Annotated in this window: 21 protein-coding genes; 14 read left to right on the top strand and 7 right to left on the bottom strand. The window is 61.4% G+C overall.

The genetic code is table 11. The features are described 5' to 3' along the window. Nucleotides 1–112: 112 nt before the first annotated feature. Nucleotides 113–1,288: a capsule biosynthesis protein gene (locus NHF53_RS19900; protein ID WP_252835736.1), complete on the top strand. Its 1,176-nt coding sequence runs from the start codon at nt 113–115 to the stop codon at nt 1,286–1,288. Between the two features lie 86 nt (nt 1,289–1,374). On the opposite strand, the gene NHF53_RS19895 is transcribed toward NHF53_RS19900, so the two are convergent. The 3 genes from NHF53_RS19895 to NHF53_RS19885 all read right to left on the bottom strand — a co-directional run bounded on the left by NHF53_RS19895 (nt 1,375) and on the right by NHF53_RS19885 (nt 5,544). Continuing rightward, complete coding sequence (locus tag NHF53_RS19895) at nt 1,375–2,115, bottom strand: Bax inhibitor-1/YccA family protein (protein WP_252835735.1); 741 nt, start codon at nt 2,113–2,115, stop codon at nt 1,375–1,377. A 175-nt stretch (nt 2,116–2,290) separates the two neighbouring features. Then, a complete protein-coding gene (locus tag NHF53_RS19890) occupies nt 2,291–4,837 on the bottom strand; it encodes an ABC transporter permease (protein ID WP_252835734.1) in 2,547 nt (848 codons plus the stop codon). Next, on the bottom strand, nt 4,834–5,544 hold the full coding sequence (locus NHF53_RS19885; RefSeq protein ID WP_252835733.1) for an ABC transporter ATP-binding protein: 711 nt from the start codon (nt 5,542–5,544) through the stop codon (nt 4,834–4,836). Before NHF53_RS19885 ends, NHF53_RS19890 begins: the two co-directional genes overlap by 4 nt. A gap of 85 nt (nt 5,545–5,629) precedes the next feature. Here NHF53_RS19885 and NHF53_RS19880 point away from each other — a divergent pair, with 85 nt between their 5' ends. The 8 genes from NHF53_RS19880 (at nt 5,630) to NHF53_RS19845 (ending at nt 12,680) form a co-directional block, all read left to right on the top strand. Beyond that, nucleotides 5,630–6,283, top strand: coding sequence for an arylesterase (locus NHF53_RS19880; protein ID WP_374591228.1), 654 nt, complete (start codon nt 5,630–5,632; stop codon nt 6,281–6,283). Between the two features lie 68 nt (nt 6,284–6,351). Next, nucleotides 6,352–6,945, top strand: a complete 594-nt coding sequence (thpR, locus tag NHF53_RS19875) for an RNA 2',3'-cyclic phosphodiesterase (RefSeq protein WP_252835732.1) — start codon at nt 6,352–6,354, stop codon at nt 6,943–6,945. 178 nt (nt 6,946–7,123) lie between these two features. Then, the gene (locus NHF53_RS19870; protein WP_252835731.1) at nt 7,124–7,510 is read left to right on the top strand and encodes a YkvA family protein; all 387 of its coding nucleotides are present in this window, start codon (nt 7,124–7,126) and stop codon (nt 7,508–7,510) included. Nucleotides 7,511–7,813: 303 nt separating this feature from the next. Next, on the top strand, nt 7,814–8,317 hold the full coding sequence (locus NHF53_RS19865) for an invasion associated locus B family protein (RefSeq protein ID WP_114362847.1): 504 nt from the start codon (nt 7,814–7,816) through the stop codon (nt 8,315–8,317). Nucleotides 8,318–8,596: 279 nt separating this feature from the next. Further along, nucleotides 8,597–9,835 carry a 23S rRNA (adenine(2503)-C(2))-methyltransferase RlmN gene (rlmN, locus tag NHF53_RS19860; RefSeq protein WP_252835730.1) on the top strand — a complete coding sequence of 413 codons (1,239 nt, stop codon included), beginning with the start codon at nt 8,597–8,599 and terminating at the stop codon, nt 9,833–9,835. A gap of 133 nt (nt 9,836–9,968) precedes the next feature. Next, a complete protein-coding gene (locus tag NHF53_RS19855) occupies nt 9,969–10,922 on the top strand; it encodes an ABC transporter substrate-binding protein (RefSeq protein WP_252835729.1) in 954 nt (317 codons plus the stop codon). An 85-nt stretch (nt 10,923–11,007) separates the two neighbouring features. Further along, nucleotides 11,008–11,889 carry an ABC transporter permease gene (locus NHF53_RS19850; RefSeq protein WP_114362850.1) on the top strand — a complete coding sequence of 294 codons (882 nt, stop codon included), beginning with the start codon at nt 11,008–11,010 and terminating at the stop codon, nt 11,887–11,889. Next, on the top strand, nt 11,886–12,680 hold the full coding sequence (locus NHF53_RS19845; RefSeq protein WP_252835728.1) for an ABC transporter ATP-binding protein: 795 nt from the start codon (nt 11,886–11,888) through the stop codon (nt 12,678–12,680). The genes NHF53_RS19850 and NHF53_RS19845 overlap by 4 nt, the downstream gene beginning before the upstream one ends. Nucleotides 12,681–12,745: 65 nt before the next feature. Here NHF53_RS19845 and NHF53_RS19840 read toward each other — a convergent pair whose 3' ends face one another. After that, nucleotides 12,746–13,387, bottom strand: coding sequence for a LysE family translocator (locus tag NHF53_RS19840; RefSeq protein ID WP_252836011.1), 642 nt, complete (start codon nt 13,385–13,387; stop codon nt 12,746–12,748). 78 nt (nt 13,388–13,465) lie between these two features. After that, the gene (locus NHF53_RS19835) at nt 13,466–14,329 is read right to left on the bottom strand and encodes an SDR family NAD(P)-dependent oxidoreductase (protein WP_252835727.1); all 864 of its coding nucleotides are present in this window, start codon (nt 14,327–14,329) and stop codon (nt 13,466–13,468) included. A gap of 203 nt (nt 14,330–14,532) precedes the next feature. On the opposite strand from NHF53_RS19835, the gene NHF53_RS19830 reads away from it, so the two are divergent. After that, nucleotides 14,533–15,756 carry an argininosuccinate synthase gene (locus tag NHF53_RS19830; RefSeq protein ID WP_252835726.1) on the top strand — a complete coding sequence of 408 codons (1,224 nt, stop codon included), beginning with the start codon at nt 14,533–14,535 and terminating at the stop codon, nt 15,754–15,756. Nucleotides 15,757–15,808: 52 nt separating this feature from the next. On the opposite strand, the gene NHF53_RS19825 is transcribed toward NHF53_RS19830, so the two are convergent. Next, on the bottom strand, nt 15,809–17,002 hold the full coding sequence (locus NHF53_RS19825; protein WP_252835725.1) for a multidrug effflux MFS transporter: 1,194 nt from the start codon (nt 17,000–17,002) through the stop codon (nt 15,809–15,811). 271 nt (nt 17,003–17,273) lie between these two features. Here NHF53_RS19825 and NHF53_RS19820 point away from each other — a divergent pair, with 271 nt between their 5' ends. The 4 genes from NHF53_RS19820 (at nt 17,274) to NHF53_RS19805 (ending at nt 23,799) form a co-directional block, all read left to right on the top strand. Beyond that, entirely contained in the window at nt 17,274–19,361 is a 2,088-nt protein-coding gene (locus NHF53_RS19820; protein WP_252835724.1) for a M3 family metallopeptidase, read from the top strand. 126 nt (nt 19,362–19,487) lie between these two features. Further along, nucleotides 19,488–21,068: an alkaline phosphatase gene (locus tag NHF53_RS19815; protein ID WP_252835723.1), complete on the top strand. Its 1,581-nt coding sequence runs from the start codon at nt 19,488–19,490 to the stop codon at nt 21,066–21,068. A 189-nt stretch (nt 21,069–21,257) separates the two neighbouring features. Next, entirely contained in the window at nt 21,258–23,090 is a 1,833-nt protein-coding gene (gene typA, locus NHF53_RS19810; protein WP_112686404.1) for a translational GTPase TypA, read from the top strand. A 202-nt stretch (nt 23,091–23,292) separates the two neighbouring features. After that, nucleotides 23,293–23,799, top strand: a complete 507-nt coding sequence (locus NHF53_RS19805) for a GNAT family N-acetyltransferase (protein ID WP_114362856.1) — start codon at nt 23,293–23,295, stop codon at nt 23,797–23,799. Nucleotides 23,800–23,818: 19 nt separating this feature from the next. Here NHF53_RS19805 and NHF53_RS19800 read toward each other — a convergent pair whose 3' ends face one another. Further along, complete coding sequence (locus NHF53_RS19800; protein WP_252835722.1) at nt 23,819–24,400, bottom strand: hypothetical protein; 582 nt, start codon at nt 24,398–24,400, stop codon at nt 23,819–23,821. Between the last annotated feature and the right edge of the window lie 10 nt (nt 24,401–24,410).

The following is a 24,410-nucleotide window of genomic DNA, read 5'->3' as shown; positions in this document are numbered from 1 at the left end:
TCGGACCTGCCGTCTGATGCAGCGGTCGGTTAATGGGCCCGTTGTCTTATTTCTGCAGGGTCCCCCTTCAGTCTTTTGGCGAGAATTGGCCGAAGCCTTCGAGAAGGCGGGCGTGCCGACGCACCGCGTCAACTTTTCGCTCGGCGATCAGGTCTATTGGCTGAAGCGAGGCGCGATCAACTACCGCCGCTCGTTGAAGCATTGGCCGGCCTTCCTCGAAGCGTTGATCCGCCGGGAGAATGTCACCGACATTCTCTACTACGCAGACCAGCTGCCTTATCACAAGGTCGCCTGCGAAGTTGGAGCGAGGCTCGGCGTCCGCTGTCACGCGGTGGAGTTCGGCTACCTGAGACCCGACTGGATCACGCTCGAACGCGACGGTATGGGCCATCTCTCCCATTTTCCCAATGATCCAGCCGCGGTGAGAGCGATCGCGGAAAAGGTCAATGCGCCCGACCTCCATGTCCGCTATCCACACACGTTCGGGCAGGAGGCGTTCAATGAGGTCTTCTACAACCTTACGGCATTCTTCGGTCGCGTCTTCTTCCCTCTCTACACGGCGGACAAGTACTACTCGGCGCTGATCGACTATCTGCCCTGGCTCGTGCGGTGGGTTCATCGACCCCGCACGACCCCACCCGAGCTCTTCGAGAACGGTCATGTGCCGTTCTTCATCGTCGCCCTTCAGCTGCAGAGCGACTATCAAATCCGGGCGAACTCCCCCTACAGACATATGGAGGAGATGCTGGATGAGGTCATCGCGTCATTCGCGGCGCACGCCGCTGTCGGTCATGCTCTCGTATTCAAGCAGCATCCGCTCGACAACGGGCTGGAGCGGTGGGGCAAAAGGATCGCGCGGATCGCCGAAAAGTATGGCGTCTCCGAACGGGTCATGTTCATCGAACAAGGCAATCTGGATGCGATCCTCCGGCAGTCGTCGGGTACCGTCGTCGTCAACTCGACGGTTGGCATTCACAGCATCAGAAAACTGAAGCCGACGATTGCCCTCGGCTGTGCCGTGTACGACATCCCGGGACTGACACATCAAGGAAGTCTCGATGCGTTCTGGACCAATCCTGAACCGGTCGACGAGCAGCTCCTTCACGATTTCATAGCCGCCTTGGCCGCTACAATTCAGGTCAAGGGAAGCTTCTACAACAAGGAAGGCCGGCACATCGGAGCGGCTGAGATCGTGCAGCGGATAACCGAAGCCAGGGTCAACGAACCGGGCGCCTTGATCGAGCCGGCGCCTCGTATTGGCTCACCAAAAGCATCGCCGCCGCGGTAAGGTCGTCCTGAGGCCGACATCGTTCGACAATGAAAAACCCGCTGGCGCAACCAGCGGGTTTTGTCTGTCACAGCCTATACCCGCCGTTACTCGCGGTTACCGAGGAAGCGCAGCAGGAACAGGAACAGGTTGATGAAGTCGAGGTAGAGCTGCAGCGCACCCATGATCGCCTTGCGGCCTGCGGCATCGCTGCTGTCGGCTTCGTAATAGGATTCCTTGATCCGCTGCGTGTCCCAGGCGGTGAGGCCTGCGAAAATCAGCACGCCGATGACCGAGATCGCGAAGTCGAGAGCCGAGGAGGCCAGGAACAGGTTTACGAGGCTCGCGATGATGAGGCCGAACAGCCCCATGATCAGGAACGAACCCATCGCGGAGAGATTACGCTTGGTCGTGTAGCCATAGAGCGACAGTGCGCCGAAAGATGCGGCCGTCACGAAGAAGGTCTGTACGATGCTCTGTCCGGTGTAGATCAGAAAGATCGAGGACAGCGACAGGCCCATAAGGGCGGCGTAGATCCAGAAGGTAAGCTGTGCGGCCGCGACGCTCATCGCATGAATGCGGAAGCTCATGAAGAAGACAAGCGCGACCGGCGCGAAGATGACAACCCACTTCAGGCCGCTGACATAGATCGCCTGACCAAATGCCGTCAGCTGACCGTTATCAACGGCGAGATTGAAGCTCAGATACGCTGCAACTCCCGTGATCGCCAGGCCGAGTGCCATCAGGTTGTAGACCTTCAGCATATAGGCGCGAAGGCCTTCGTCGATCATCGTGGCCGACTGAGCGTTGCCGCTCGTCCGGCTTTGGTAGTTACGAAGTTCAGCCATTGTTTCCTCTTTTTAAGCTTCGGAATGGATACGGTGTCGGGTCATGATCCCGAGGCGCCGCTGCGAAGCTCAGCATGCCTGTGGACAATATGAGGTTTTCCGGGCTTTGCTACAAGAGCAGGCGTCCTCAAAAAACGGGGAGCTTCGATCGCGCGCGATACGAGGATGAAGGCTTTCAGAGTTCTCGCAGCACGGGAGCGGCCGTCTGTCCCAGTATTCGCCAGGTTCCGGTCAATCCGACGCCGACCGTAATCAGGAGAGAAAGTGCGAGTGTCGTCAGAGCCACGGCAGGAAGGAACGATGACGGGAGATTCATGATCCGGGCGGTGACGTACCAGGCCGCCGCGCCGCCGCCTGCGAGCGCGAAAGCGGCGGTTGTCGCGCCGAGGAGAAGGTACTCGTAGGTGAACGCGCGGATCAGCAGGCCTCGCGTGGCGCCGAGGGTTTTCAATACGACCGCGTCATGGGTCCGCGCGCGATTTCCGGCCGCCAGAGCCCCCGACAGAACAAGGACCGAGGTGACGAGCGCAATTCCGGCCGCTGCCCGGATTGCCGTCGCCAACTGGCCGACCAGCCGTTCCACGACGTCCAGCGCGTCCTTGACCCGCACACTTGTGATGGTCGGATAACTGCGGGTTACCGCTTTCAATATGGCAGCTTCCTCTGCGCTCGTTGCGTCGGGCAGCGTGAGCGTCGCCAACCACGTGTGCGGTGCACCGGCAAAGGTGTTCGGAGAGAAGATCATCACGAAATTGATGGAAAGCGATTCCCAGTCGACCTTGCGGAAATTGGCGATCCGGGCGGTGATGCTTCGTCCAAGGACGTTGACGGTCACCGTATCGCCGATCTTCAGTCCAAGCTGTTCCGCCTCTTCCGCAGAAAAGGACACCAAAGGTTCGCCCGTGTAGTTTGCCGGCCACCAATCGCCGGCAGTCACCGTTGCATTTCCGGGCAACGCCTCCGCATACGTGATGCCGCGGTCGCCACGAAGCACCCATCGCCCGGCAGGCGGTACCTCCATCTTCGTCACGTCCGTGCCGTTGAAAGCGAGAATGCGACCACGCAGCATAGGAACCTCCTCGACGCGGCCCGCCGGCGAGCGAGTGGCGAGAAGACGACGGAAGTCCTCCAACTCGGTCTTCTGGATGTCGACGAAGAAGAAGTTCGGCGCCCGTTCCGGGAGACTGCTGGTTAGTTCTCGGCGCAGGTTTCCGTCGATGAGCGCCAGCGCGACGAGGAGCGTAAGGCCAAGCCCGAGGGAAAGAACCACGGAGGGCGTGAGGGCTCCCGGGCGATAGATGTTGCCGATCGCAAGACGCAGGGCCGCAGACGACGGACGAGGGGCACGCCGCGCTGCCAGCGCGATCAAGAGCGCCACGAAGCGCAGGACGACGAAGCCGACGGCCATCGAAACCAGGAAGAGGGCCGCAATCCAGCGATCTTCGGAGACGCCGATCGCCAGCGCCGCGAGGGCGGCAAATAGAAGCGCGGCCGCGAAGACGTAGGCGCGCGAGGGCCAGCCGCCGGCCTCCAGGCCCTGTTCCCGAAAGAGAGCGGTTGCCGGTATCTCGCGGACGTGACCGAGGGGCAGGATGGAAAAGGCAAGCGTGACCAGCATGCCGAACAGCGATGCGAGCGCGAGTGCACCTGGATAGAGTGTCGGAGCTACGGGGATCGGCAGTACCTGTGCGAGATACTGTGCGGCGATCATCGGCGCCACGATCCCGACGACGAGTCCACCGGCGATGCCGAAGGCCGCGATGATGGCGATCTGGATGAAATAGACCAAAACGACGACCGTCGCCGGAGCCCCGAGGCACTTCAGGGTGGCGATCACCACGCGCTTGCTGTCGAGGAATGCACGGACGGCATTGGCGACACCAACACCGCCGACGATCAGGGCGGTGAGGCCGACCAGAGTGAGGAACTGCGAAAAGCGCGCGATGTTCTCGCTCAGTGCCGGAGCGGCCCGGTCGCTGGTGCGGATCGACCAGCCGGCATTCGGCAGCGTCTTCTGGGCCTTTTCCCGCAGATCCGCGGGTGAGAGCTGGGTGTCATGCAGCCGGATCTTGTAGGCATGCTCGACCAGACTGCCAGTCTCCACAAGGCCGGACGCGCCGAGACCGTCGAGGCTCGTCAGCAGACGGGGTGCAAATCCCATGCCGTCGGAGATGGCATCCGGTTCCGCCGCAATCACGCCGTTGATGCGAAAGCGGGCCTTGCCGACCAGAAGTTCGTCGCCGGGTGCAAGGCCGAGGCGTTCGAGCAGGAGAGGTGCCGCCAGCGCTCCGAAGACGCCGTCCCTTTCTGCGAGCGCCTCGGCGAGAGGCATCGGCGGGTTGGATGCGAAGGTGCCGTAAAGCGGATAGAGTTGGTCGACGGCCTTCACTTCGACCAGCGATTGGTCAGAGCCGTCGGGCAATCGCGCCATCGAACGCAGGACGGTCGACACCGCGACTGTCCCGAGTTCGTCCAGAAAACGTCGTTCCTCCGGTGTGGCTTCGCGGTTGTTCAGTTCGAAGCGCGCGTCTCCTGCAAGCAGCGCCTGGCCTTGCGAGGCGATGGCGTCCGTGATCGCGGTGGAGACGGAATTGACGGCCGCGATCGCCCCCGTGCCCAGCGCGATGCAGGCTAGAAAGATATAGAAACCTCGCAACCCGCCGCGCAACTCGCGGACTGCAATCCTGAAAGCCACGCGAAGCCGAGGAAGAAAGACTTTCATGCCGGCAGCCGCTCTTCAAGCCGCTCGCGTGACCGGTCCTCGACGATCATACCCGACATCACCTTGACCTGCCGCGAGCAGCGCGCCGCCAGCAGCGGATCGTGCGTTACGAGCAGCAACGTCATGGCCCGCTCGGCCTGTTTGGCGAAAAGGAGATCGGCGATCTGGCGACCGGTCTCGGTATCGAGGTTGCCTGTCGGCTCGTCGGCGATCAGTACCGCCGGCGACGGTGCGAGCGCTCTGGCAATGGCGACGCGCTGCTGTTCTCCGCCGGAGAGCTGCCCCGGATAGTGACTCAGACGCTCGCCGAGGCCGACCGCCTGAAGCTCACGCCGGGCTATGTCGAAGGCGTTGCGGACGTTTGCGAGTTCGAGCGGCACCGCGACGTTCTCGAGCGCCGTCATGTTGGCGATCAGGTGAAACGACTGAAAAACGATGCCGATGTTCCGGCCACGGAAATCCGCCAGCGCATCCTCGTTCAAAGCATGGAGCGCCGCACCGTTGATGAAGATTTCACCCCGATCGAGCCGCTCGAGGCCGGCGAGCACCATGAGAAGCGTCGATTTCCCCGATCCGGACGGGCCGACGATCCCGACTGCCTCACCGCGGTCGATGACGAGATCGATCCCCTTCAGCACATGGACTGCCGCTGCCGCGCTTCCGAGCGTCAGGTCGGCCTTCTTTACTTCGATGATTGTTTTTCCCACGCGCGCTCGCCCTATATGTTGAGTATCACCTGCAGGACCGGTCTGCCGTTCTGCCGCGGGCTCTGGTCAATTTAGGGAAGGCAATATGAGATTTAAAGCAGCGATCCCCCTTTTTGCCGCTCTGGCCTTCGTTGTCACGCTGATGTCCAGCCCCCTCGAGGCGGAGGATGATCCGGTGCAGATCGTCGGCTTCGGCGACAGCCTCATGGCCGGCTATCAATTGCCTCCAGAAGACGCGCTTCCCGCGCAGCTCGAAAAGGCCCTGGCTGTTGCTGGCCGCAAGATCGTCATTACGAATGCCGGCGTATCCGGCGATACGTCCGCTGCGGGACTGGCGCGCGTGGATTGGTCCGTTCCTGACGGGACTGAAGGCGTCATTCTGGAGTTGGGCGCCAACGACGCCTTACGCGGCATAGCGCCGGAAGAGACGGAGAGGAACCTCGACGAGATCGTGAGCCGGTTGCGCAAGCGCGGGATCGAGGTTCTTCTCGTCGGCATGCTTGCTCCGCCGAACATGGGGACGGAGTATCGGGAACGGTTCGATCCGATCTACAGGCGATTGGCCGACAAGTACGGACTGGAATTCTATCCGTTCCTCCTCGATGGGGTAGTGACTGAGGCCGGTCTGAAGATAGACGACGGAATGCACCCCAACGCCAAAGGGATTGCGGTCATCACCCGGCGGATGCTGCCCGCCGTGGAGCGCTTCCTCGATCGCATTGCCTCAGACACAAATTAGGGGGTTGCGCGGATCGGCATTGCGTGATTCGCTATTGTTATCTGCAAGAGATTCGGGGAGAGCTCGCCATGCCGAGACTGTTCACTGCCCTCGAAATTCCGCGTAATGCGGCTCTCAGCCTTTCCCTGTTGCGTGGCGGGCTCCCCGGGGCTCGCTGGATTGACGTGGAGAACTACCACATCACCTTGCGCTTCATCGGGGACGTCGACGGACGGACGGCGGACGAGATCGTCGACCGGCTGGACCGTATCGATCGGCCGGAATTCCTCTTGAGCCTGAGCGGCATCGGTTCGTTCGGCTCGAAGAAGCCGCATTCGATTTGGGCCGGCGTTTCTCCAGCGCCCGAAATGTATGCGCTGCAGGCGGAGATCGAGCGCATCTGCCAGCGTATCGGCCTGCCGCCGGATCCGAGAAAGTTCAGTCCGCACGTGACGCTGGCCCGGCTCAAGTCGTCGAGGGTAGACGACGTCGTTCACTACCTTTCCGGGCGGGGCGATTTCCACACCGGACCCTTCCTCGTCTCGCGCTTTGTCCTGCTCTCCTCGAAGGAATCCGTCGGAGGTGGACCGTATCTGACCGAAGAAGTATTCCCGCTTCATGAAGCCCATTCGGTCGCAACCTTTTCTGGCAGGGACTCGCAGCCGGCAAAGAGCATGTTTTAGTCGGCCGGAGGCCGTTGTTTCCGCGACATGGACTCGGACCATCGTCAGCCGAGGTCGGCTGCGTTTGCGTGCCGCCATGCGACCGGATAGCCGTGAGCGGGTCGCCTGCCGCGATGGCGAGGGGAATTGAATTCCGCGCACCCTTTCCCATATCGTTGGCAGAATGCGAGGACGGACAATGGACGATATCAAGATCGGCGAGATCCTGCTGCCAGGCGACGAAGAAGCCCAGGAACGCCAGGAAAAGACCGTCAGAGCAAGGTTCTGGCCGACCATGCGCAAGGCCATACGCCAACTGCCGTTCGGACGTGATGTCGTCGCTGCCTATTACTGCGCCACCGACCGACAGACCCCGTTGCGGGTGCGTGGCATACTTTTGGCGGCTCTCGGCTATTTCGTACTCCCCTTCGATGCGATCCCCGACATGCTGGCAGTCGTGGGCTTCACTGACGACATTGCGGTATTGACGACGGCGCTTGCGCTGATAAGCAGTCACATCCGGGAGCAGCATTACGAAGCGGCAGATCGCGCGCTCGCCGACGAACCGGGCGTCGCCGTCGGGTGATAACCCGAGCAACGGTCGGGTGCCGATGCCCGCGTCGTGGGCTCGACCGTGCCGTTGGCGGGAAAGGACAAACTCTCGCCGGATTTGTTCTGTTGTGATCAGAGTGCTGGGGTAGTACTCACCGTCAGATGATGCGGACGGTCCAGATTCGGTCTGGTTGGCTGGAAATGCTGCCTTCGGCGACGAGATCGGATGCCTTGTTGACGGTTTGGTAACCTAAATTAAGTCAAACTGAATCAGGTTTTAAGATAATGGCTCGGCGCACGGTCGGGCCTTGGACGGAAACGTAAGCGGCAGGACAACATGTTTGTAAGACGTATCGCAACCGCATTGGCAATCGTGCTGGCAGGCTACGGGACAGCCACCGCTCAGGCGCCGACCCGCATCGAGCAGTTCAAGGCATGGGGGGCGTATTCCTACAAGGCGAACGGCGGAACGGTTTGTTACGTACTGTCGGTCCCGACCGCCAAGGAACCCGCGGCGGTCGACCATGGTGACATTTTCTTCATCGTCTCGCAGCGTCCCGGCCAGAACATCTCCTATGAGCCGCAGGCGATGGTGGGCTACAAGCTCAAGGACGGCTCGAAGGTGAACGTCACCATCGACAGCAAGAACTTCGTGATGTTCACCAAGGACAAAGCGGCCTGGGTCGAGAACGCCGCTGAGGAACCGGCCCTCGTCGCCGCTATGAAGGGCGGCTCGTCGATGACGGTCAAGGCGACCTCTGCCCGGGGGACCGCGACGTCCTACACCTACTCCCTTTCAGGCATCTCGGCGGCGCTCAGCAAGATCGAAAACTGCAAGTAAATTGGGCACGACACGTGCCCTGACCGCTTCGCCCGCGACGGCGGCAGAGGCAGAGGCAGAGGCCGCAACTGACCTCCCACGACGTCATCCGTCGGCGTATTCAGGCGTTGTCCCATATTCCGGATGACGTCGGCGCTGTTCGGTGGTAAAGGGCCGCCGGAAAACCTATATGGTCCGGATAAATCCAATTCCTCCGGTGGTACTCTACGGAAACTAGGCGGCCAGCACGCCCGCAACGACATGATCGCGGGTGATGCGTGGCGCGTGAGGTGAAACGGTATGGCTTCTCTCGACGCTGTGATTTCAGGCAAACCCAAGGCCGCGCTCGCGCCGGTCGAGGACGCGATCTCCGGCAAGCCGTCGCTGATCGGTCTCGACCGGCAGCAGCTTGGTGCGGCGCTGCGCGACAAGGGTGTGCCCGAAAAGCAAGTCAAGATGCGTGTCGCGCAGATATGGAACTGGATCTACGTCCGCGGCATCTCCGATTTCGACGCCATGAGCAATGTCGCGAAGGACATGCGCGACATGCTCAAGGCGAATTTCACGATCGCCCGGCCGGAGATCGTCGAGGAGCAGGTCTCGAACGACGGGACCCGTAAGTGGCTGCTGCGTTTTCCGCCACGCGGCGCCGGCCGCCCTGTCGAGGTGGAGACCGTCTATATTCCTGAGGAAGGTCGCGGAACGCTCTGCATATCGAGCCAGGTCGGCTGTTCACTCACCTGTTCATTCTGCCACACCGGAACGCAGAAGCTGGTGCGAAATCTCACCTCCGAAGAGATTCTCTCGCAATTGCTGCTGGCGCGCGACCGATTGGGTGATTTCCCCGACCGCAATGTTCCTGTCGGCGCGATGCTGCCCTCCAGCGACCGAAAGATCACCAATGTCGTGATGATGGGCATGGGCGAGCCGCTCTACAACTTCGAGGAGGTGAAGCGTGCGCTGCTGATCGCTTCCGACGGCGACGGACTTTCGCTTTCCAAGCGGCGCATCACGCTTTCGACGTCCGGCGTCGTTCCGGAGATCTATCGGACGGGCGAGGAGATCGGCGTCATGCTGGCGATTTCGCTGCACGCGGTGCGCGACGAGCTCCGCGACATGCTGGTTCCGATCAACAAGAAGTATCCCCTGAAGGAGCTGATGGCAGCCTGCCGCGCCTATCCGGGTCTTTCGAATGCCCGTCGCATCACGTTCGAGTACGTGATGTTGAAGGACGTCAACGACAGCCTGGAGGACGCCAAGGGACTGGTGCAACTGCTGAAGGGTATCCCCGCGAAGATCAACCTGATCCCGTTCAATCCGTGGCCAGGCACGAATTACCAGTGTTCCGACTGGGAGCAGATCGAGAAGTTCGCCGACTTTATCAATCAGGCGGGATACGCCTCACCCATCCGCACGCCGCGCGGCCGTGATATTCTCGCTGCCTGCGGGCAGCTCAAATCCGAGTCCGAACGCATGCGCAAGACGGAGCGACTGGCGTTCGAGGCGATGATGATCGCCAATCACGGCGAAGACGACTAAAAACTCTCCGACAGGCCGAAAAGGCGACGTTTTGGCGCGCGAATCCGTGCTGCGGCGGTTGGTTCGCGATTGATTTCGTGCGTTCATCTGCCTAAGAAGGCCGCCAGTAAGCGACAGAGATTGGAGATAACTCATGCGCGCTCTCGTACTTGCCCTCGTAGCCGCCACGGCCCTTGCGATGCCGGTCCGTGCAGATGAAGTGACGGTTGCCGTTACGGCCATTGTCGAGCATCCGGCGCTCGACGCTGCTCGCGACGGCGTCAAGGAAGCGCTGGCGGAAGCCGGCTTCAAGGAAGGAGAGAACCTCAAGTTCCTCTACGAGTCCGCCCAGGGCAATCCGGGCACCGCGGCTCAGATCGCGCGGCAGTTCATCGGCGAGAGCCCGGACGTGATCGTTCCGATCTCCACGCCGTCGGCACAGGCGGTCGTCGCTGCTACGCGTGACATTCCGGTCGTCTTTACGGCAGTGTCCGACCCGCTCGGTGCGCAGCTCGTCAAGGATATGCAGAAGCCGGGCGGCAACGTCACCGGCCTTTCCGACATGTCTCCGGTTGCCGACCACGTCGCGCTGATCAAGGAAATCACGCCCAACGCCAAGACGATCGGCTTCATCTATAATTCTGCCGAAGCCAACTCCGTTTCTACGCTTGCGGCTTTGAAGACGGAAGCCGAGAAGGCCGGCCTCGCGGTCGTCGAATCCGTCGCCACCAAGTCGGCGGAGGTGCAGGGGGCGACCCGTGCGCTCGTTGGCCGCGCCGACGTAATCTACATCCCGACGGACAACACTATCGTTTCGGCACTCGAGGCTGCGGTGGGTGTGGCGGTGGAAGCCAAGATCCCGCTCTATGCCGGTGATACCGACTCGGTCGCCCGCGGCGCCCTCGCGGCCATCGGCTTCAATTACTTCGATGTCGGCAAGCAGACCGGCGAGATCGTTGCCCGTGTTCTGAAGGGCGAGGCTCCTGGTGACATCCCGGTTCGCGTTGCGGCCGGCACCGATCTCGTCATCAACAAGTCCGCGGCCGCCAAGATGGGGGTCGAGTTCTCCGAAAGCATTGTAAAGCGGGCGACCAAGATCATCGAATAAGCCAATCTTACGCAAGGCCGCCACAAAGGCGGCCTTGCTCATTGCCCGTGCCGCAGGCGCCGGGTTTGTACAAGGACTGACTGCCGTGAGCCAAATCGCCTTCTGGGGTGCCGTCGAGCTCGGCCTGGTTTTCGCCTTTGTCGCTATCGGCGTGTACTTGGCCTTCCGCGTCCTCGATTTTCCGGATCTTACCGTCGACGGATCGTTTCCTCTCGGGGCAGCCGTCGCTGCCGTTCTCATCATTGCGGGGCTGAATGCCTGGCTGGCGACGGCCATTGCGATGGTGGCCGGGTCTATTGCCGGCTTGGTGACTGCGGTGCTCAACGTCCGGTTCAGGATCCTCAACCTGCTTGCCTCGATCCTGACGATGATCGCGCTGTTCTCGGTCAATTTGCGCGTCATGGGCAAGCCGAACGTCGCGCTGCTCAATCAGGACACGATGCTCACGCCCTTCTACGGGCTCGGCCTCTCCGACTACCACGTTCGCCCACTGTTCCTTTTCGTCTTGGTCGGCCTCGCGGTTTTCCTCGTCTGGCGTTTTCTGGAGAGTGACGCGGGACTTGCGATGCGTGCGACAGGCGCCAATCCGCGCATGGCGCGGGCGCAGGGTGTCTCGACCGGTAGCCAGATCTATCTCGGCATGGCGATCTCCAACGCGCTCGTCGCGCTCGGTGGAGCGCTGTTCGCGCAAACCAACGGCTTTGCCGATGTCACCTCGGGTGTGGGAACCATCGTGGTGGGCCTCGCTGCCGTTATCATCGGCGAGACCCTGTTCGGGAACCGTGGTCTGCTGATCGCCCTCATCGGCTGCATCGTCGGTTCGATCGCTTACCGCCTCGCCATTCAGCTCGCGCTGTCCTCCGACGTGCTTGGTCTGAAGGCGTCTGACCTCAATTTCGTCACCGCCGTTCTCGTCGCCGTCGCGCTTGTTCTTCCGAGACTGCGTCGCGGAGGAGCCTCGTCATGATCTCGCTCGAAAACATCCAGGTCGTTTTCGGTCGCGGCACGCCGCTTCAGAAGCAGGCGCTTTCGGGCGTCAGCCTCGCCATCGAGACGGGCTCGTTCGTCACCGTCATCGGCTCAAACGGTGCAGGAAAGTCGACCCTTCTCGGCGTGCTCGCCGGAGATGTCCTTCCGACCGGCGGCCGCGTCACGATCGGCAATACCGAGGTGACGCGAAAAACGACGGCGCAGCGTGCGGGGCTGGTCGCACGCGTCTTTCAGGATCCGCTGGCAGGAAGTTGCGGGGCACTCAGCATTGCCGAGAACCTGGCCCTTGCGGCCATGCGCGGGAAGCGCCGGGGATTGGCGGACGCTCTCGGTGGTAATCGCCGGGCCGAGTTCAGGGATCGCATCGCCGCACTCAATCTCGGCTTGGAAAACCGCATGGGCGACCGTATGGATCTGCTCTCCGGAGGGCAGAGGCAGGCCGTCTCGCTGGTCATGGCGACGCTCGCCGGCTCGGAAGTCCTATTGCTCGACGAGCATACGGCGGCGCTTGATCCGGGCATGGCCGAGTTCATCATGGAGCTCACCCAGTCGATCGTTGCGGAACGGAAGCTCACGACGTTGATGGTTACTCACTCCATGCGTCAGGCGTTGGACTACGGCACCCGGACGATCATGCTGCATGCCGGTGAGATCGTGCTCGACGTCTCAGGCGACAGCCGCAAGGACCTGCAGGTTGAAGATCTGATCGCGATGTTCCGCAAGATTCGCGGGCAGACACTCGATGACGATGAATTGCTGATCGGCTGATCTACAGCAGTTGTTTTCCCGAAAATGGCACCCGGCTTTCGCCCGGTGCCATTTTCATTTGTTCCTCAACGCGGCTGCGTAAAGAAGATTTTGACGGCGAAGATCGAGAAGACGCCGGCAAAAGTATAGTCGATGGCGCGCAGCACCTTTCGGTTCGTTTGCAGCCATGCCGACAGCCCGTCGGCCATGAAGATGATCGCAAGCCCGATCGGCAAGGACAGGATGATCGACCATATGCCGAGAAACAGCAGCTTGCCTGTGACATGCGGGTCGCTGGCGCTGACGAACTGCGGCAGGAAGGTCATGAAGAAAATGATGACCTTTGGGTTCAGCAAATTGACCCAGAGCCCGTTCAGAAAGGCCTGTACCGGAGCCGACTGGCGCTGGCCGTCGGCGCGAACGACGAAATTTGAACCATGGCGCACCGCCTGGATGGCAAGCCATAGCAGATAGCCCGCACCGCCCGTCTTCAGGATGGTGAACGCCGTCGGCGAGGCAACGATCAACGCGGAAATGCCGAAGGCGACCAGCATCGTATGGATCGAAATCCCGAAGCTCGTACCGGCGAGCGTCATCAATCCGGTCGCTCGTCCGTCGCGCAACGAACGACTGATCCAGAGCGTCATATCGGGTCCGGGCGTGATGGCGAGCAGGAAAATCGCCAGGCTGAAGGCGAGGATGACCGGAAGGTTCGGGATGAAATCCATGGAGGGGTCCGTAATGAAGAAAGCCCGGAAGGGCGACGCTGTTGCATCATCCATACCGGGCCTGCGACGGCTTGCCAATCAGCCTTGCTTCTCGACGAGGTGGGCCTTGAAACTGTCAGCGTAGTCGGCATGCCAGCGAGAGAGCGGTGGGCGGTTCTCGACGATGTCTCCGGTCGCCCAGAGCATGCGCAATTCGTCGGTGCGGCGATCAACCTCGTTGTCCGGGCACAGGATGTAGAAATCGCCCTTCGAGAGGCTTTCCATCATGAAGTCCACCGTCTGTTCCGGTGTCCAGGCACCGGCCGGTTTCTCAGTCCTTCCGTTCGCTGTAAGCGCGGTGAAGACGAAGCCAGGGACCAGTAGATGGGCCGAGACCTGGCAGCCCGGCGTATTTCGCAGTTCGTGCTGCAGAGCTTCGGTAAAGACCTTCACGCCGGCCTTGGAGACATTGTAGGCTGGATCGCCGGGCGGCGTGGTGATGCCCTGCTTCGAGCCGGTGTTGATGATGAGCGCCGGTTCTCCGTGGGAAATCATGCCGGGTCCGAAGGTGCGGCTACCATTAACGACACCCATCAGGTTGACGGCGAGCACATTTTCCCAGTTGGCCTGGGGGCCGAATATGGCGCTGCCCGGCTGTATTCCGGCGTTGTTCATCAGCACGTGGACGCGACCGAAACGCTGAACGACGGTGCGCTCCAGCGCCTCGAGCTCTTCCCGCTTCGACACATCCGTCGGAATGGCAACCACGTCGGTTGCGCCGCTATGGGAGAGCGCGGCGACTGTGGCTTCAGCTTCGGCCAGTCGCTCGCCGACCAGATCGGCGATTACCACGCACATGCCGAGGCGTGCAAAGTACTTGGCGGCGGCCAAACCGATCCCGGATGCCCCGCCGGTGACCACAGCGAGATTCCCCTTCTTGAATGCCGGGTGAAGTCTTGTCATGCAAATCTCCTCAGCTCATCGGGTGAAGGGGTGATATGGCCTATGGCGGCGGGAAGGTCAAATCTCCAATTTGACGCGTGTCCGGTTCGAGGCTGACACTCCTCTTCCGGCACCGCTTCCCCTTGCACGCGGCGACAATCTCGCTAAAAGTGCCGCCAAACACGCACTCTGCTCACCGCTATCCTGTAAAAGTGGAACTCGACATGGCACTTCCGAAAGACGTCAAGAAGGTCGTTCTCGCCTATTCCGGCGGCCTCGACACCTCCATCATCCTGAAATGGCTGCAGACCGAACTCGGCGCTGAAGTCGTCACCTTCACCGCCGACCTCGGCCAGGGTGAGGAACTCGAGCCCGCACGCAAGAAGGCTGAGATGCTGGGCATCAAGGAGATCTTCATCGAGGACGTCCGTGAGGAATTCGTCCGCGATTTCGTCTTCCCGATGTTCCGCGCCAATGCCGTCTATGAAGGTGTCTATCTGCTCGGCACCTCGATCGCCCGTCCGCTGATCTCCAAGCACCTGATCGAGATCGCCAGGAAGACCGGCGCCGACGCCATCGCCCACGGCGCGACTGGCAAGGGCAACGACCAGGTCCGCTTCGAGCTGTCGGCCTACGCACTCAATCCCGACATCAAGATCATCGCGCCGTGGCGCGACTGGTCGTTCAAGAGCCGCACGGACCTTCTCGAATTCGCCGAGAAGAACCAGATCCCGGTTGCCAAGGACAAAAAGGGCGAGGCTCCTTTCTCGGTCGATGCCAACCTGCTGCACTCGTCTTCCGAAGGGAAGGTCCTCGAGGACCCGTCGCAGGAAGCACCGGAATACGTGCATATGCGCACGATTTCGCCGGAAGCTGCCCCGGACAAGCCGACCGTCATCAAGATCGGCTTCGAGAAGGGCGACGCGGTCTCGATCAACGGTGTGCGCATGAGCCCGGCGACGATTCTTGCGAAGCTCAACGACTACGGCCGCGACAACGGCATCGGACGCATCGATCTCGTCGAAAACCGCTTTGTCGGCATGAAGTCGCGCGGCGTTTATGAAACGCCCGGCGGCACGATCCTGCTGGCCGCTCACCGCGCAATTGAATCGATCACCCTCGACCGTGGCGCAGCGCACCTGAAGGACGAACTGATGCCGCGCTACGCCGAGCTCATCTATTACGGCTTCTGGTTCTCGCCCGAACGCGAAATGCTGCAGGCGGCGATCGATCTCAGCCAGAAGAATGTCGAGGGCGAGGTAACCCTGAAGCTCTACAAGGGCAATGTCATGGTGATCGGCCGCGAGAGCGAAAAGTCGCTCTATTCCGACAAGCTCGTCACTTTCGAAGACGACCAGGGCGCCTACGACCAGAAGGATGCTGCCGGCTTCATCAAGCTCAACGCACTGCGTCTGCGCACGCTGGCCAAGCGTAACCTCGGCAACTGACAGGTTCCGATTCTGTGAAAAGCCTGTCGCGCGGGAGCGTGGCAGGCTTTTTTCATGCCATTCTGCGGCTGGCGCGGAGAAAGCCAAGATAGGCGAGGATTGCTACAAACTCCATTGCCGGAATGACGATCCCGAACGCCCGCAGCGGATCGCCGATCAACGCTCCTGCAAGACCACCGAGAAAGCCGGAGCCCATCTGCACGAAGCCGATCAGGGCCGCGGCCGAACCGGCGATCGTCGGATGCGGCTGTAGCCCCGCGGTCGTGATGTAGGGAATCACGAAGGCCATGCCAAAGGCGCATATGGCGACCGGTACCATGATGGAAAGGAAGCTCGGGTCGACAAAAGCGACCGAAAGGGCAATGCATGCACCTCCGGTTCCGGCGAGTGCCAGGCCGGTCAGAAGCGCCCACTTTTCACCGAGACGAGGCGACAGCATCCGCAGAACAACCGAGCCGAAAAAGAAGGAACCGGTTTGCATCAGCATTCCAACTCCGAATTCGGCCGGGCTCAGACCGACCCTCTTGATCAGGATGAAGGGCAGCATCGTCGACTGGGCGTAGAGGGCCCCGACGGTGCCGGCGAGCACGAAGGCTGCGAGAAGTACCCGCATGTCGGTGACAAGCGTTGCATAGGCGTCAAGCAGGCGTGACGGTTTGATGAGCGCGTGGTCGGGCTTCGTCGTCTCGCGCATCAGGAAGGCGACAACGAGCCAGCTGAAGACACCGAAGCCCACCATTGCGAAAAACACGGCCTGCCATCCGGAAAGGGCAAGGGCGAGGCCTCCGAGCGTCGGGCCGGCTGCCGGGCCGACAGCCAGCATGATGCCGATCATGTTGAGGATGCGCGCTGCCTCAGCACCTGTGAATTGGTCTCGGACGATGGCGCGGGAGACGGTAATGCCAACCGAGGCGCCGACACCCTGCACCAGGCGGCCGGCAAGAAGCAGTTCGACAGACGGCGCAAAGGCCGCCAGCAGGCTTCCCAGCAGGTAGACGCCGAGAAAGGACAGCGTGGCGATCCGGCGTCCGAAGGCGTCGGAGAACGGGCCAGCGAGAAGCTGCGCGAAGGCAAAGCCGAAGAAATAGAGCGAAAGGCTGAGTTTGATGGCCGCATCCGACGTGCCGAAGGCATGCACGAGTTCAGGCATGGCCGGCGTGTAGATCGCCATCGAAACGGGGCCGATGGTCGTCAGCAGCGCGCCGATCAATGACGTTCGGCTCTCGCTCATCCGCTGTGGTGCCATCGTTGTCTGTCCGATGTTCGAGTCTGCCTGGGAGGCGCGCCGCGAGGAAGAGCAGGTGCGGCGCAGGTGCGCGGACCATAAGCCTCCCGCCCAGATTTGACGAGAGGCAAAGCAGCGACCCCGGGGACCGGATTCATGCCGTGGCTTTGAAGAATCATGGACCGTGCCGAGTTTTGCCCTGCCGGTCCTTGCCAAGTCCGCGCTCGGCGCCCCATATCGGTAGCCATGTCCAACCCGCCGGTCGGTCGCGACCAGATGAAGGGAATACGAGATGGCCGCAGCTTCCACACTCAACCCAGCGCTCACCGAATGGAACGGCTTCCAGGGGCTGCCCCGGTTCGAGGCGGTATCCGAGGACGACTTCGCGCCGTCCTTCGAGGCGGCCTTCCTGGAGCATGACGCGGAAATCGAGGCGATTGCCGGTAATCCGGAGCCTCCGACTTTTGCGAACACCGTCTCGGCACTGGAGATCGCCGGCGAAAGCCTGTCGCGAACTTCGGCCTTGTTCTGGAATCGCGCCGGAGCCCACACCAACGAAACGATTCAGGCGCTCGAGCGGCAAATCGCGCCGAAGCTGTCGCGCCACTATTCGAAGATCGGGATGAATGCGGCACTCTTTGCGCGCATCGATTCACTTTGGCAGCAGCGCGACAAGCTCGGCCTGTCGGTGGAGGAGATGCGTGTCCTAGAGCGGCATTGGAAGGGTTTCGTCAAGTCCGGTGCCTTGCTCGCGAAGCCACAGCAGCAGAGGCTTGCCGAGATCAACGAACGACTGGCGGGCATGGGGGCCAAGTTCGGGCAGAACGTGCTCGCCGACGAGAAGAACTGGTCACTGCTGCTTTCTTCCGATGCGGAGCTTTCCGGCCTGCCGGATTTCCTCAAGGACGCGATGGCGGCAGCCGCTCGCGACCGCGGCGCCGAGGGCAAGTACGCCGTTACTCTTTCACGCTCGATCATCGAGCCGTTTCTCACGTTTTCCGAACGGCGAGACCTGCGCGAGCAGGCCTTCAGAGCTTGGACCGCTCGTGGAATGAACGAGGGCGAAACCGACAATCGCGGCATCGTGCGGGAGACGCTCTCGCTTCGGCAGGAACTGGCCGATCTGCTCGGCTACGCGAATTTCGCCGAGTTCAAGCTGGACAATACGATGGCGAAGACGGCGGGTGCCGTGAACCACCTCCTGATGACCGTCTGGGAGAAGGCCGTCCGCCGCGCCGGAGAAGAGGAGGCGGACATTGCCCGCCTGATCGCCGGAGAGGGTCACAATCACGAAGTCATGCCTTGGGATTGGCGCTATTACGCCGAAAGGATCAGGGCGCTGAAGTTCGATTTCTCCGAAGCCGAGCTGAAACCCTATCTCCAGCTCGAGAAGATCATCGATGCCTGCTTCGATGTTGCCAGCCGGCTCTTCGGCATCATCGCCGTCGAGAAAAAGGGCATTCCCGCCTATCATCCGGATGTTCGCGTCTTCGAGATCCGCGACCGGAGCGGGACGCTCGTCGCGCTCTTCCTCGGTGATTATTTCGCCCGTCCCTCCAAGCGGTCGGGAGCCTGGATGAGCGCCTTCCGCTCCCAGCACAAGCTGACGATGAAAAACGGCACCACGGGTGAAATGCCGATCATCTACAATGTCTGCAACTTCGCGAAGCCTGCAGAGGGCAAGCCGGCGCTGCTTTCGCTCGACGACGCGCGCACGCTGTTTCACGAATTCGGACACGCGCTGCATGGCATGCTGTCAAACGTCACCTATCCTTCTGTCGCCGGCACCGGCGTGTCGCGCGATTTCGTGGAGCTGCCGTCGCAGCTCTATGAGCACTGGCTGACCGTACCGGCTATTCTGGAACGCTATGCGATCCACTACGAGACCGGCGAGCCGATGCCGAAGGCACTCCTCGACAAGGTGCTGGCGGCGCGCACCTTCAATGCCGGCTTCAGCACCGTGGAGTTCACATCCTCTGCGCTGGTCGACATGGCGTTTCACACGCGGATCTCGGTCGACGATCCGATGGCGGTGCAGGAGGAAGTCTTGAAGGAGATCGGCATGCCGCGTTCCATCGTCATGCGTCACGCCACACCGCACTTTCAGCACATCTTCGCCGGCGGCTATTCCGCCGGGTACTACTCGTACATGTGGTCGGAAGTTCTCGACGCGGATGCCTTCTCGGCTTTCGAGGAGACCGGCGACGCCTTCGACACGGTGATGGCCAGGAAGCTGAAGGACAACATCTATTCGGTCGGCGGTTCGGTTGATCCGGAGGACGCCTATCGGGCTTTCCGGGGCAAACTGCCGGACCCCGACGCGATGCTGCGCAAGAAGGGGTTGGCGATGATGGAGGAGATCCACGGCAGTGACGCCTAGATCACCCCGAGAGTGTCACAGAACGGTGACGTAACTTTCATATCCGGATCAAGCGACTGACATGAAGCTCTGATTGTTTCCGCCGGCGGGCGATGGTCGTCCGCCAGCCAAACGAGGAGAGGTTTCATGACACAGTCACTGAAGGCGCTGTCGCGTCGTTCGTTTCTTCTGTCCGCAGGTGCGACCGGCGTCGTCGCCGCGTCGGGCCTGTCACTTCCGTTCTATGCTCGTGCCGCGGAGCGACCGCTCTTCATCCACGGCGTCCAGTCCGGCGACGTCGACATGTCCTCGGGCATGATCTGGACCCGGGTCGATCGTCCCTCGCGCATCTTCATGGAGTATGCGACGAACGAGAGCTTCTCCAACGCCGTCAAGCTGGCGCCGCTCGACGCGTTGCCGGAGAGTGACTTCGCCGTGAAGCGCCTGTTGACGGAACTGCCTTCCGATCAAGACATCTTCTACCGTTTCGTCGCGGCTGACCTCTCTTCCATCAATACGCTTTCCGAGCCTGTTACGGGTCGCTTCCGCACGGCGCCCGCCTCGAAGCGGTCGGTGCGTTTCGCCTGGTCGGGTGATACCGCCGGACAGGGCTGGGGCATCGACGAAACCGGCATGAAGACCTACTCGACCATGGCCAAGCATCGGCCCGATTTCTTCATCCATTCGGGCGACACCATCTATGCCGACGGCGCAATGAAGGATGAGGTCGCTCTTTCCGATGGCAGCGTGTGGAAGAATAAGGTGCTGATCGACGAGAAGCGCAAGGTGGCCGAGACGCTCGCCGAGTATCGCGGGCAGTGGAAGTACAACATGCTGGACAGCCATGTCCGCGACTTCAACGCCGTCTGTCCGACGTTCTTCCAGTGGGACGACCACGAGGTCGTCAACAACTGGTCTGCATCGAAGGATCTGACGAGCGATGACCGGTACACGGAAAAGTCCGTCTCCCTCCTGACGGCCCGTGCGGCACGCGCCTTCCACGAGATGACGCCGATCCGCTACACACCTGCCGAGCCGGGTAGGGTCTATCGCAAGATCGCCTACGGCCCACTCGTCGACGTCTTCTTCATCGACCTGCGCTCTTACCGTGGTGCCAATCACGACAGCATGGAAACGGAGCTTTCGCCCGAGGCCCGGATCATGGGGCTCGAGCAGGTCAACTGGCTGAAGCGCGAACTTGCGGCATCGAAGGCAACCTGGAAGGTGATCGCCTGCGACATGCCGATCGGGCTCATCGTCTGGGACGACTTCAAGAATCGCAAGGGCGCCGAAGCGATCGCGCAAGGGGACAACGGCCCCGCGAAGGGACGCGAGCTCGAGATCGCCGACCTTCTGCGCTACATAAAGACGGCCGGCATCACGAACACCGTGTGGTTGACCGCCGACGTGCATTACACAGCCGCACACTACTACAATCCCGACAAGGCGCAGTTCCAGGATTTCGAACCGTTCTGGGAGTTCGTCTCCGGTCCGCTCCACGCCGGCACGTTCGGGCCCAATGATCTCGACATGACTTTCGGGCCGGAACTCAAGTTCGTGAAGGGGCCGACCGCCGAACAGGGGCAAAACCTGCCGCCCTCGATGGGGCTGCAGTTCTTCGGCCTCGTCGACATCGACGGGCAGAGCGAGCAGCTGACGGTCCGGCTCATGGACCGCGACGACAACGAGCTCTACAAGGTCACCCTTGATCCGGTGCGTAGCGCCTGAGACTTCGAGGCAGGGTCGGCTTTCCGGCCCTGCCTCCCGAAAATGTGTACCGGCGGCAGAGGTCCTCGGAAAAGGCTGTGGCCGGGGCTTTTGCCTTTTTTTCTTTCGCAAACGCAAAAAACACGGTATGAGCGCGCCAAACAAACAAGGCGCCCCTCCGTTTCGCGCCCAGCCCCAGAGATACCTAATATGAAACTTCGCAATATCGCCATCATTGCGCACGTCGACCATGGGAAAACGACCCTTGTGGACGAGCTCCTGAAGCAGTCCGGTTCGTTCCGCGAAAACCAGCGCGTTGCAGAACGCGTGATGGACTCGAACGATCTGGAAAAGGAACGCGGTATCACCATTCTCGCCAAGGCGACGTCGGTCGAATGGAAGAACACGCGCATCAATATCGTCGACACCCCCGGCCACGCCGACTTCGGCGGCGAAGTCGAGCGCATCCTGTCTATGGTGGACGGCGCGATCGTTCTGGTCGATGCTTCGGAAGGCCCGATGCCACAGACCAAGTTCGTTGTCGGCAAGGCGCTGAAGGTCGGTCTTCGTCCGATCGTCGCGATCAACAAGATCGACCGTCCGGACGGCCGCCACGAAGAAGTCATCAACGAAGTTTTCGACCTGTTCGCCAATCTCGACGCAACCGACGAACAGCTCGACTTCCCGATCCTCTACGGTTCGGGTCGCGACGGCTGGATGAACGTCAATCCGGAAGGCCCGAAGGACCAGGGCCTTGCACCGCTGCTCGACCTCGTGCTTGAGCATGTTCCGGAGCCGAGCGTCGGCGATGAGGACGGCGCGTTCCGCATGATCGGCACGATCCTCGAGGCCAACCCCTTCCTCGGCCGTATCATCACCGGTCGTGTCCATTCGGGTTCGATCAAGCCGAACCAGGCCGTCAAGGTTATCGGCCAGGACGGTAAGCTGATCGAAAACGGCCGCATTTCCAAGATTCTCGCCTTCCGCGGCATCGAGCGCACCGCCATCGACGAAGCCCATGCGGGTGACATCGTCGCGATTGCCGGCCTTTCCAAGGGCACGGTTGCCGACACGTTTTGCGATCCGTCCGTGACCGAGCCGCTCACCGCTCAGCCGATCGACCCGCCGACGGTTACCATGTCCTTCCTCGTCAACGACAGCCCGCTGGCCGGCACCGAAGGCGACAAGGTCACCAGCCGCGTCATCCGCGACCGCCTGTTCAAGGAAGCTGAAGGCAACGTCGCGCTGAAGATCGAAGAAGCCGAAGGCAAGGACTCCTTCTTCGTGTCCGGTCGTGGCGAATTGCAGCTGGCTGTGCTGATCGAGACCATGCGCCGCGAAGGCTTCGAGCTTGCCGTTTCGCGCCCGCGCGTCGTCATGCACAATGACGAGACGACCGGTCAGCTCATGGAGCCAATCGAGGAAGTCGTCATCGACGTGGACGAGGAGCATTCCGGTATCGTCGTGCAGAAGATGTCCGAGCGTAAGGCCGAAATGGCCGAGCTTCGGCCTTCCGGTGGCAATCGCGTCCGTCTGGTGTTCTTTGCGCCGACCCGCGGCCTCATCGGCTACCAGTCGGAACTGCTGACCGATACCCGCGGCACGGCCATCATGAACCGCCTGTTCCACGACTATCAGCCCTACAAGGGCCCGATCACTGGCCGCACCAACGGTGTGCTGCTGTCGAACGGCGCCGGCGAGGCTGTCGCCTATGCCATGTTCAATCTCGAGGACCGCGGTCCGATGATGATCGAGCCGGGCGAGAAGGTCTATGCGGGCATGATCATCGGTATCCACACTCGCGACAACGACCTCGAAGTCAACGTTCTGAAGGGCAAGCAGCTCACCAACATCCGCGCCGCCGGCAAGGATGAAGCGGTCAAGCTGACCCCGCCGATCCGCATGACGCTCGACCGCGCGCTGTCCTGGATCCAGGACGACGAACTGATGGAAGTCACCCCGAAGTCGATCCGCCTGCGTAAGATGTATCTCGACGCCAACGACCGCAAGCGGTTCGACAAGGCCCGCGCCGCTCAGGCTTAATGAGATAATGCTAATATCAATCATTAACCCCGGTTCGAGAAACCGGGGTTTTTATTTGTGGTTACGAATCCTCCGGTCTTGTCGGACCGTTTAAAAAAGCGTTAAAATTTCGCCTATGGTCCGGATGAAAAGTCTGTGGGCAATGTCCCGTTCGCGCAGAGGGCGAATGGCGAAATGGCCCCGACGGGACGAGAGTGGCGTTATGAAGACGTTGTCGATTGATGTTCGGCCTGCGGAACCGCAGGACGCTGCAGCCATCGCGGAGGCGCATCGCCTCTCGTGGCAGCACGCCTATGCCGGCCTCATTCCGCACCACGCGCTGACAAAGATGATCGAACGGCGAGGGGAGACCTGGTGGCGGAAGGCTACCCGAGGTCCTGCGACGATTCTCGTCGTCGATGTTGCGGGCACAATCGCAGGATATGCGACGGTCGGCCTCAACCGTTCCCGTGCGTTGCCGCAGGAAGGCGAGATCTACGAGATCTATATCCGCCCGGAATACCAGGGGATCGGCCTCGGCTATCTGCTTTTCGGTGAGGCGCGTCGTCTTCTGAAATCGCTCGGCTGCTCCGGTCTCGTCGTCTGGTGCCTCGAGGAGAGCGCCCACGCCTCACAGTTCTTCCGCTCGAACGGAGGTGTAGACGCCGTCGAGGGCATGGAGGATTTCGGCGAGGCGCAGCTGAAGAAGCTGGGTTTCATCTGGCACTAGATCTGCTGTTCGCCGCAGCCTACCGCGCAGTCTCTGGCCACACGTGCGTTGGTTCACCGCTCTTTTCACCGCGTTGCCCGAACCACGCGCTTCTGTCCCTGCCACAGGCAAATCCTGGCACCTGTTCGTCGGCCACTCGGCGGGCGAGTTCGTTGGCCTCAGGATTGGACAGCGCATCAACATAGCCGACGACGCAGCCGCGCCCGTCCTCCGGCTGGGCGACGCGTGAAATGACGAGAACCTGTCCGGTGCTCTCCTTCGTCGGCATCCCCGCCTTGTCGTCGACGTTCTCGATGAACCAGCGCAGGATTGTCGCCACTGGTTTGCGTGAGGTGTCGAGCCTCCATTCGATCTTGCTTCCCACGTGGTTGAAGGCCTCGAAGGATTCGAACACCTCGTTTTCCAGCGCCTTGTCGAGCGGACCGTAGAGGATGCTTTGGCGGAGATCGCTCTCGGCGAAGTGCACGTCGTATTCGCCGAACCCGCGGCACAGCAGGCTCACGCCCATCTCCTCCTCGGCGACCGTGCGGCACTTGTTGAGATCGAGGTCCGTGTAGGTGCTGTCGTTGGCCCATGCCGCGTGGGTGATCACCGGCCACATCAGCAGCGCC

The organism is Ciceribacter sp. RN22 (assembly GCF_024054295.1).
GTDB lineage: Bacteria > Pseudomonadota > Alphaproteobacteria > Rhizobiales > Rhizobiaceae > Allorhizobium > Allorhizobium lividum.
This window is presented reverse-complemented; position numbering and strand designations above follow the sequence as displayed.

What these genes read in the sequence shown, in the direction of transcription:
- NHF53_RS19895 (WP_252835735.1), bottom strand. Translation starts at nt 2,115, where the DNA reads ATGGCTGAACTTCGTAACTACCAAAGCCGGACGAGCGGCAACGCTCAG.
- NHF53_RS19890 (WP_252835734.1), bottom strand. Translation starts at nt 4,837, where the DNA reads ATGAAAGTCTTTCTTCCTCGGCTTCGCGTGGCTTTCAGGATTGCAGTC.
- NHF53_RS19880 (WP_374591228.1), top strand. Translation starts at nt 5,630, where the DNA reads ATGAGATTTAAAGCAGCGATCCCCCTTTTTGCCGCTCTGGCCTTCGTT.
- thpR (WP_252835732.1), top strand. Translation starts at nt 6,352, where the DNA reads ATGCCGAGACTGTTCACTGCCCTCGAAATTCCGCGTAATGCGGCTCTC.
- NHF53_RS19870 (WP_252835731.1), top strand. Translation starts at nt 7,124, where the DNA reads ATGGACGATATCAAGATCGGCGAGATCCTGCTGCCAGGCGACGAAGAA.
- NHF53_RS19865 (WP_114362847.1), top strand. Translation starts at nt 7,814, where the DNA reads ATGTTTGTAAGACGTATCGCAACCGCATTGGCAATCGTGCTGGCAGGC.
- rlmN (WP_252835730.1), top strand. Translation starts at nt 8,597, where the DNA reads ATGGCTTCTCTCGACGCTGTGATTTCAGGCAAACCCAAGGCCGCGCTC.
- NHF53_RS19855 (WP_252835729.1), top strand. Translation starts at nt 9,969, where the DNA reads ATGCGCGCTCTCGTACTTGCCCTCGTAGCCGCCACGGCCCTTGCGATG.
- NHF53_RS19845 (WP_252835728.1), top strand. Translation starts at nt 11,886, where the DNA reads ATGATCTCGCTCGAAAACATCCAGGTCGTTTTCGGTCGCGGCACGCCG.
- NHF53_RS19840 (WP_252836011.1), bottom strand. Translation starts at nt 13,387, where the DNA reads ATGGATTTCATCCCGAACCTTCCGGTCATCCTCGCCTTCAGCCTGGCG.
- NHF53_RS19835 (WP_252835727.1), bottom strand. Translation starts at nt 14,329, where the DNA reads ATGACAAGACTTCACCCGGCATTCAAGAAGGGGAATCTCGCTGTGGTC.
- NHF53_RS19830 (WP_252835726.1), top strand. Translation starts at nt 14,533, where the DNA reads ATGGCACTTCCGAAAGACGTCAAGAAGGTCGTTCTCGCCTATTCCGGC.
- NHF53_RS19825 (WP_252835725.1), bottom strand. Translation starts at nt 17,002, where the DNA reads ATGGCACCACAGCGGATGAGCGAGAGCCGAACGTCATTGATCGGCGCG.
- NHF53_RS19820 (WP_252835724.1), top strand. Translation starts at nt 17,274, where the DNA reads ATGGCCGCAGCTTCCACACTCAACCCAGCGCTCACCGAATGGAACGGC.
- NHF53_RS19815 (WP_252835723.1), top strand. Translation starts at nt 19,488, where the DNA reads ATGACACAGTCACTGAAGGCGCTGTCGCGTCGTTCGTTTCTTCTGTCC.
- typA (WP_112686404.1), top strand. Translation starts at nt 21,258, where the DNA reads ATGAAACTTCGCAATATCGCCATCATTGCGCACGTCGACCATGGGAAA.
- NHF53_RS19805 (WP_114362856.1), top strand. Translation starts at nt 23,293, where the DNA reads ATGAAGACGTTGTCGATTGATGTTCGGCCTGCGGAACCGCAGGACGCT.
- NHF53_RS19800 (WP_252835722.1), bottom strand. Translation starts at nt 24,400, where the DNA reads ATGTGGCCGGTGATCACCCACGCGGCATGGGCCAACGACAGCACCTAC.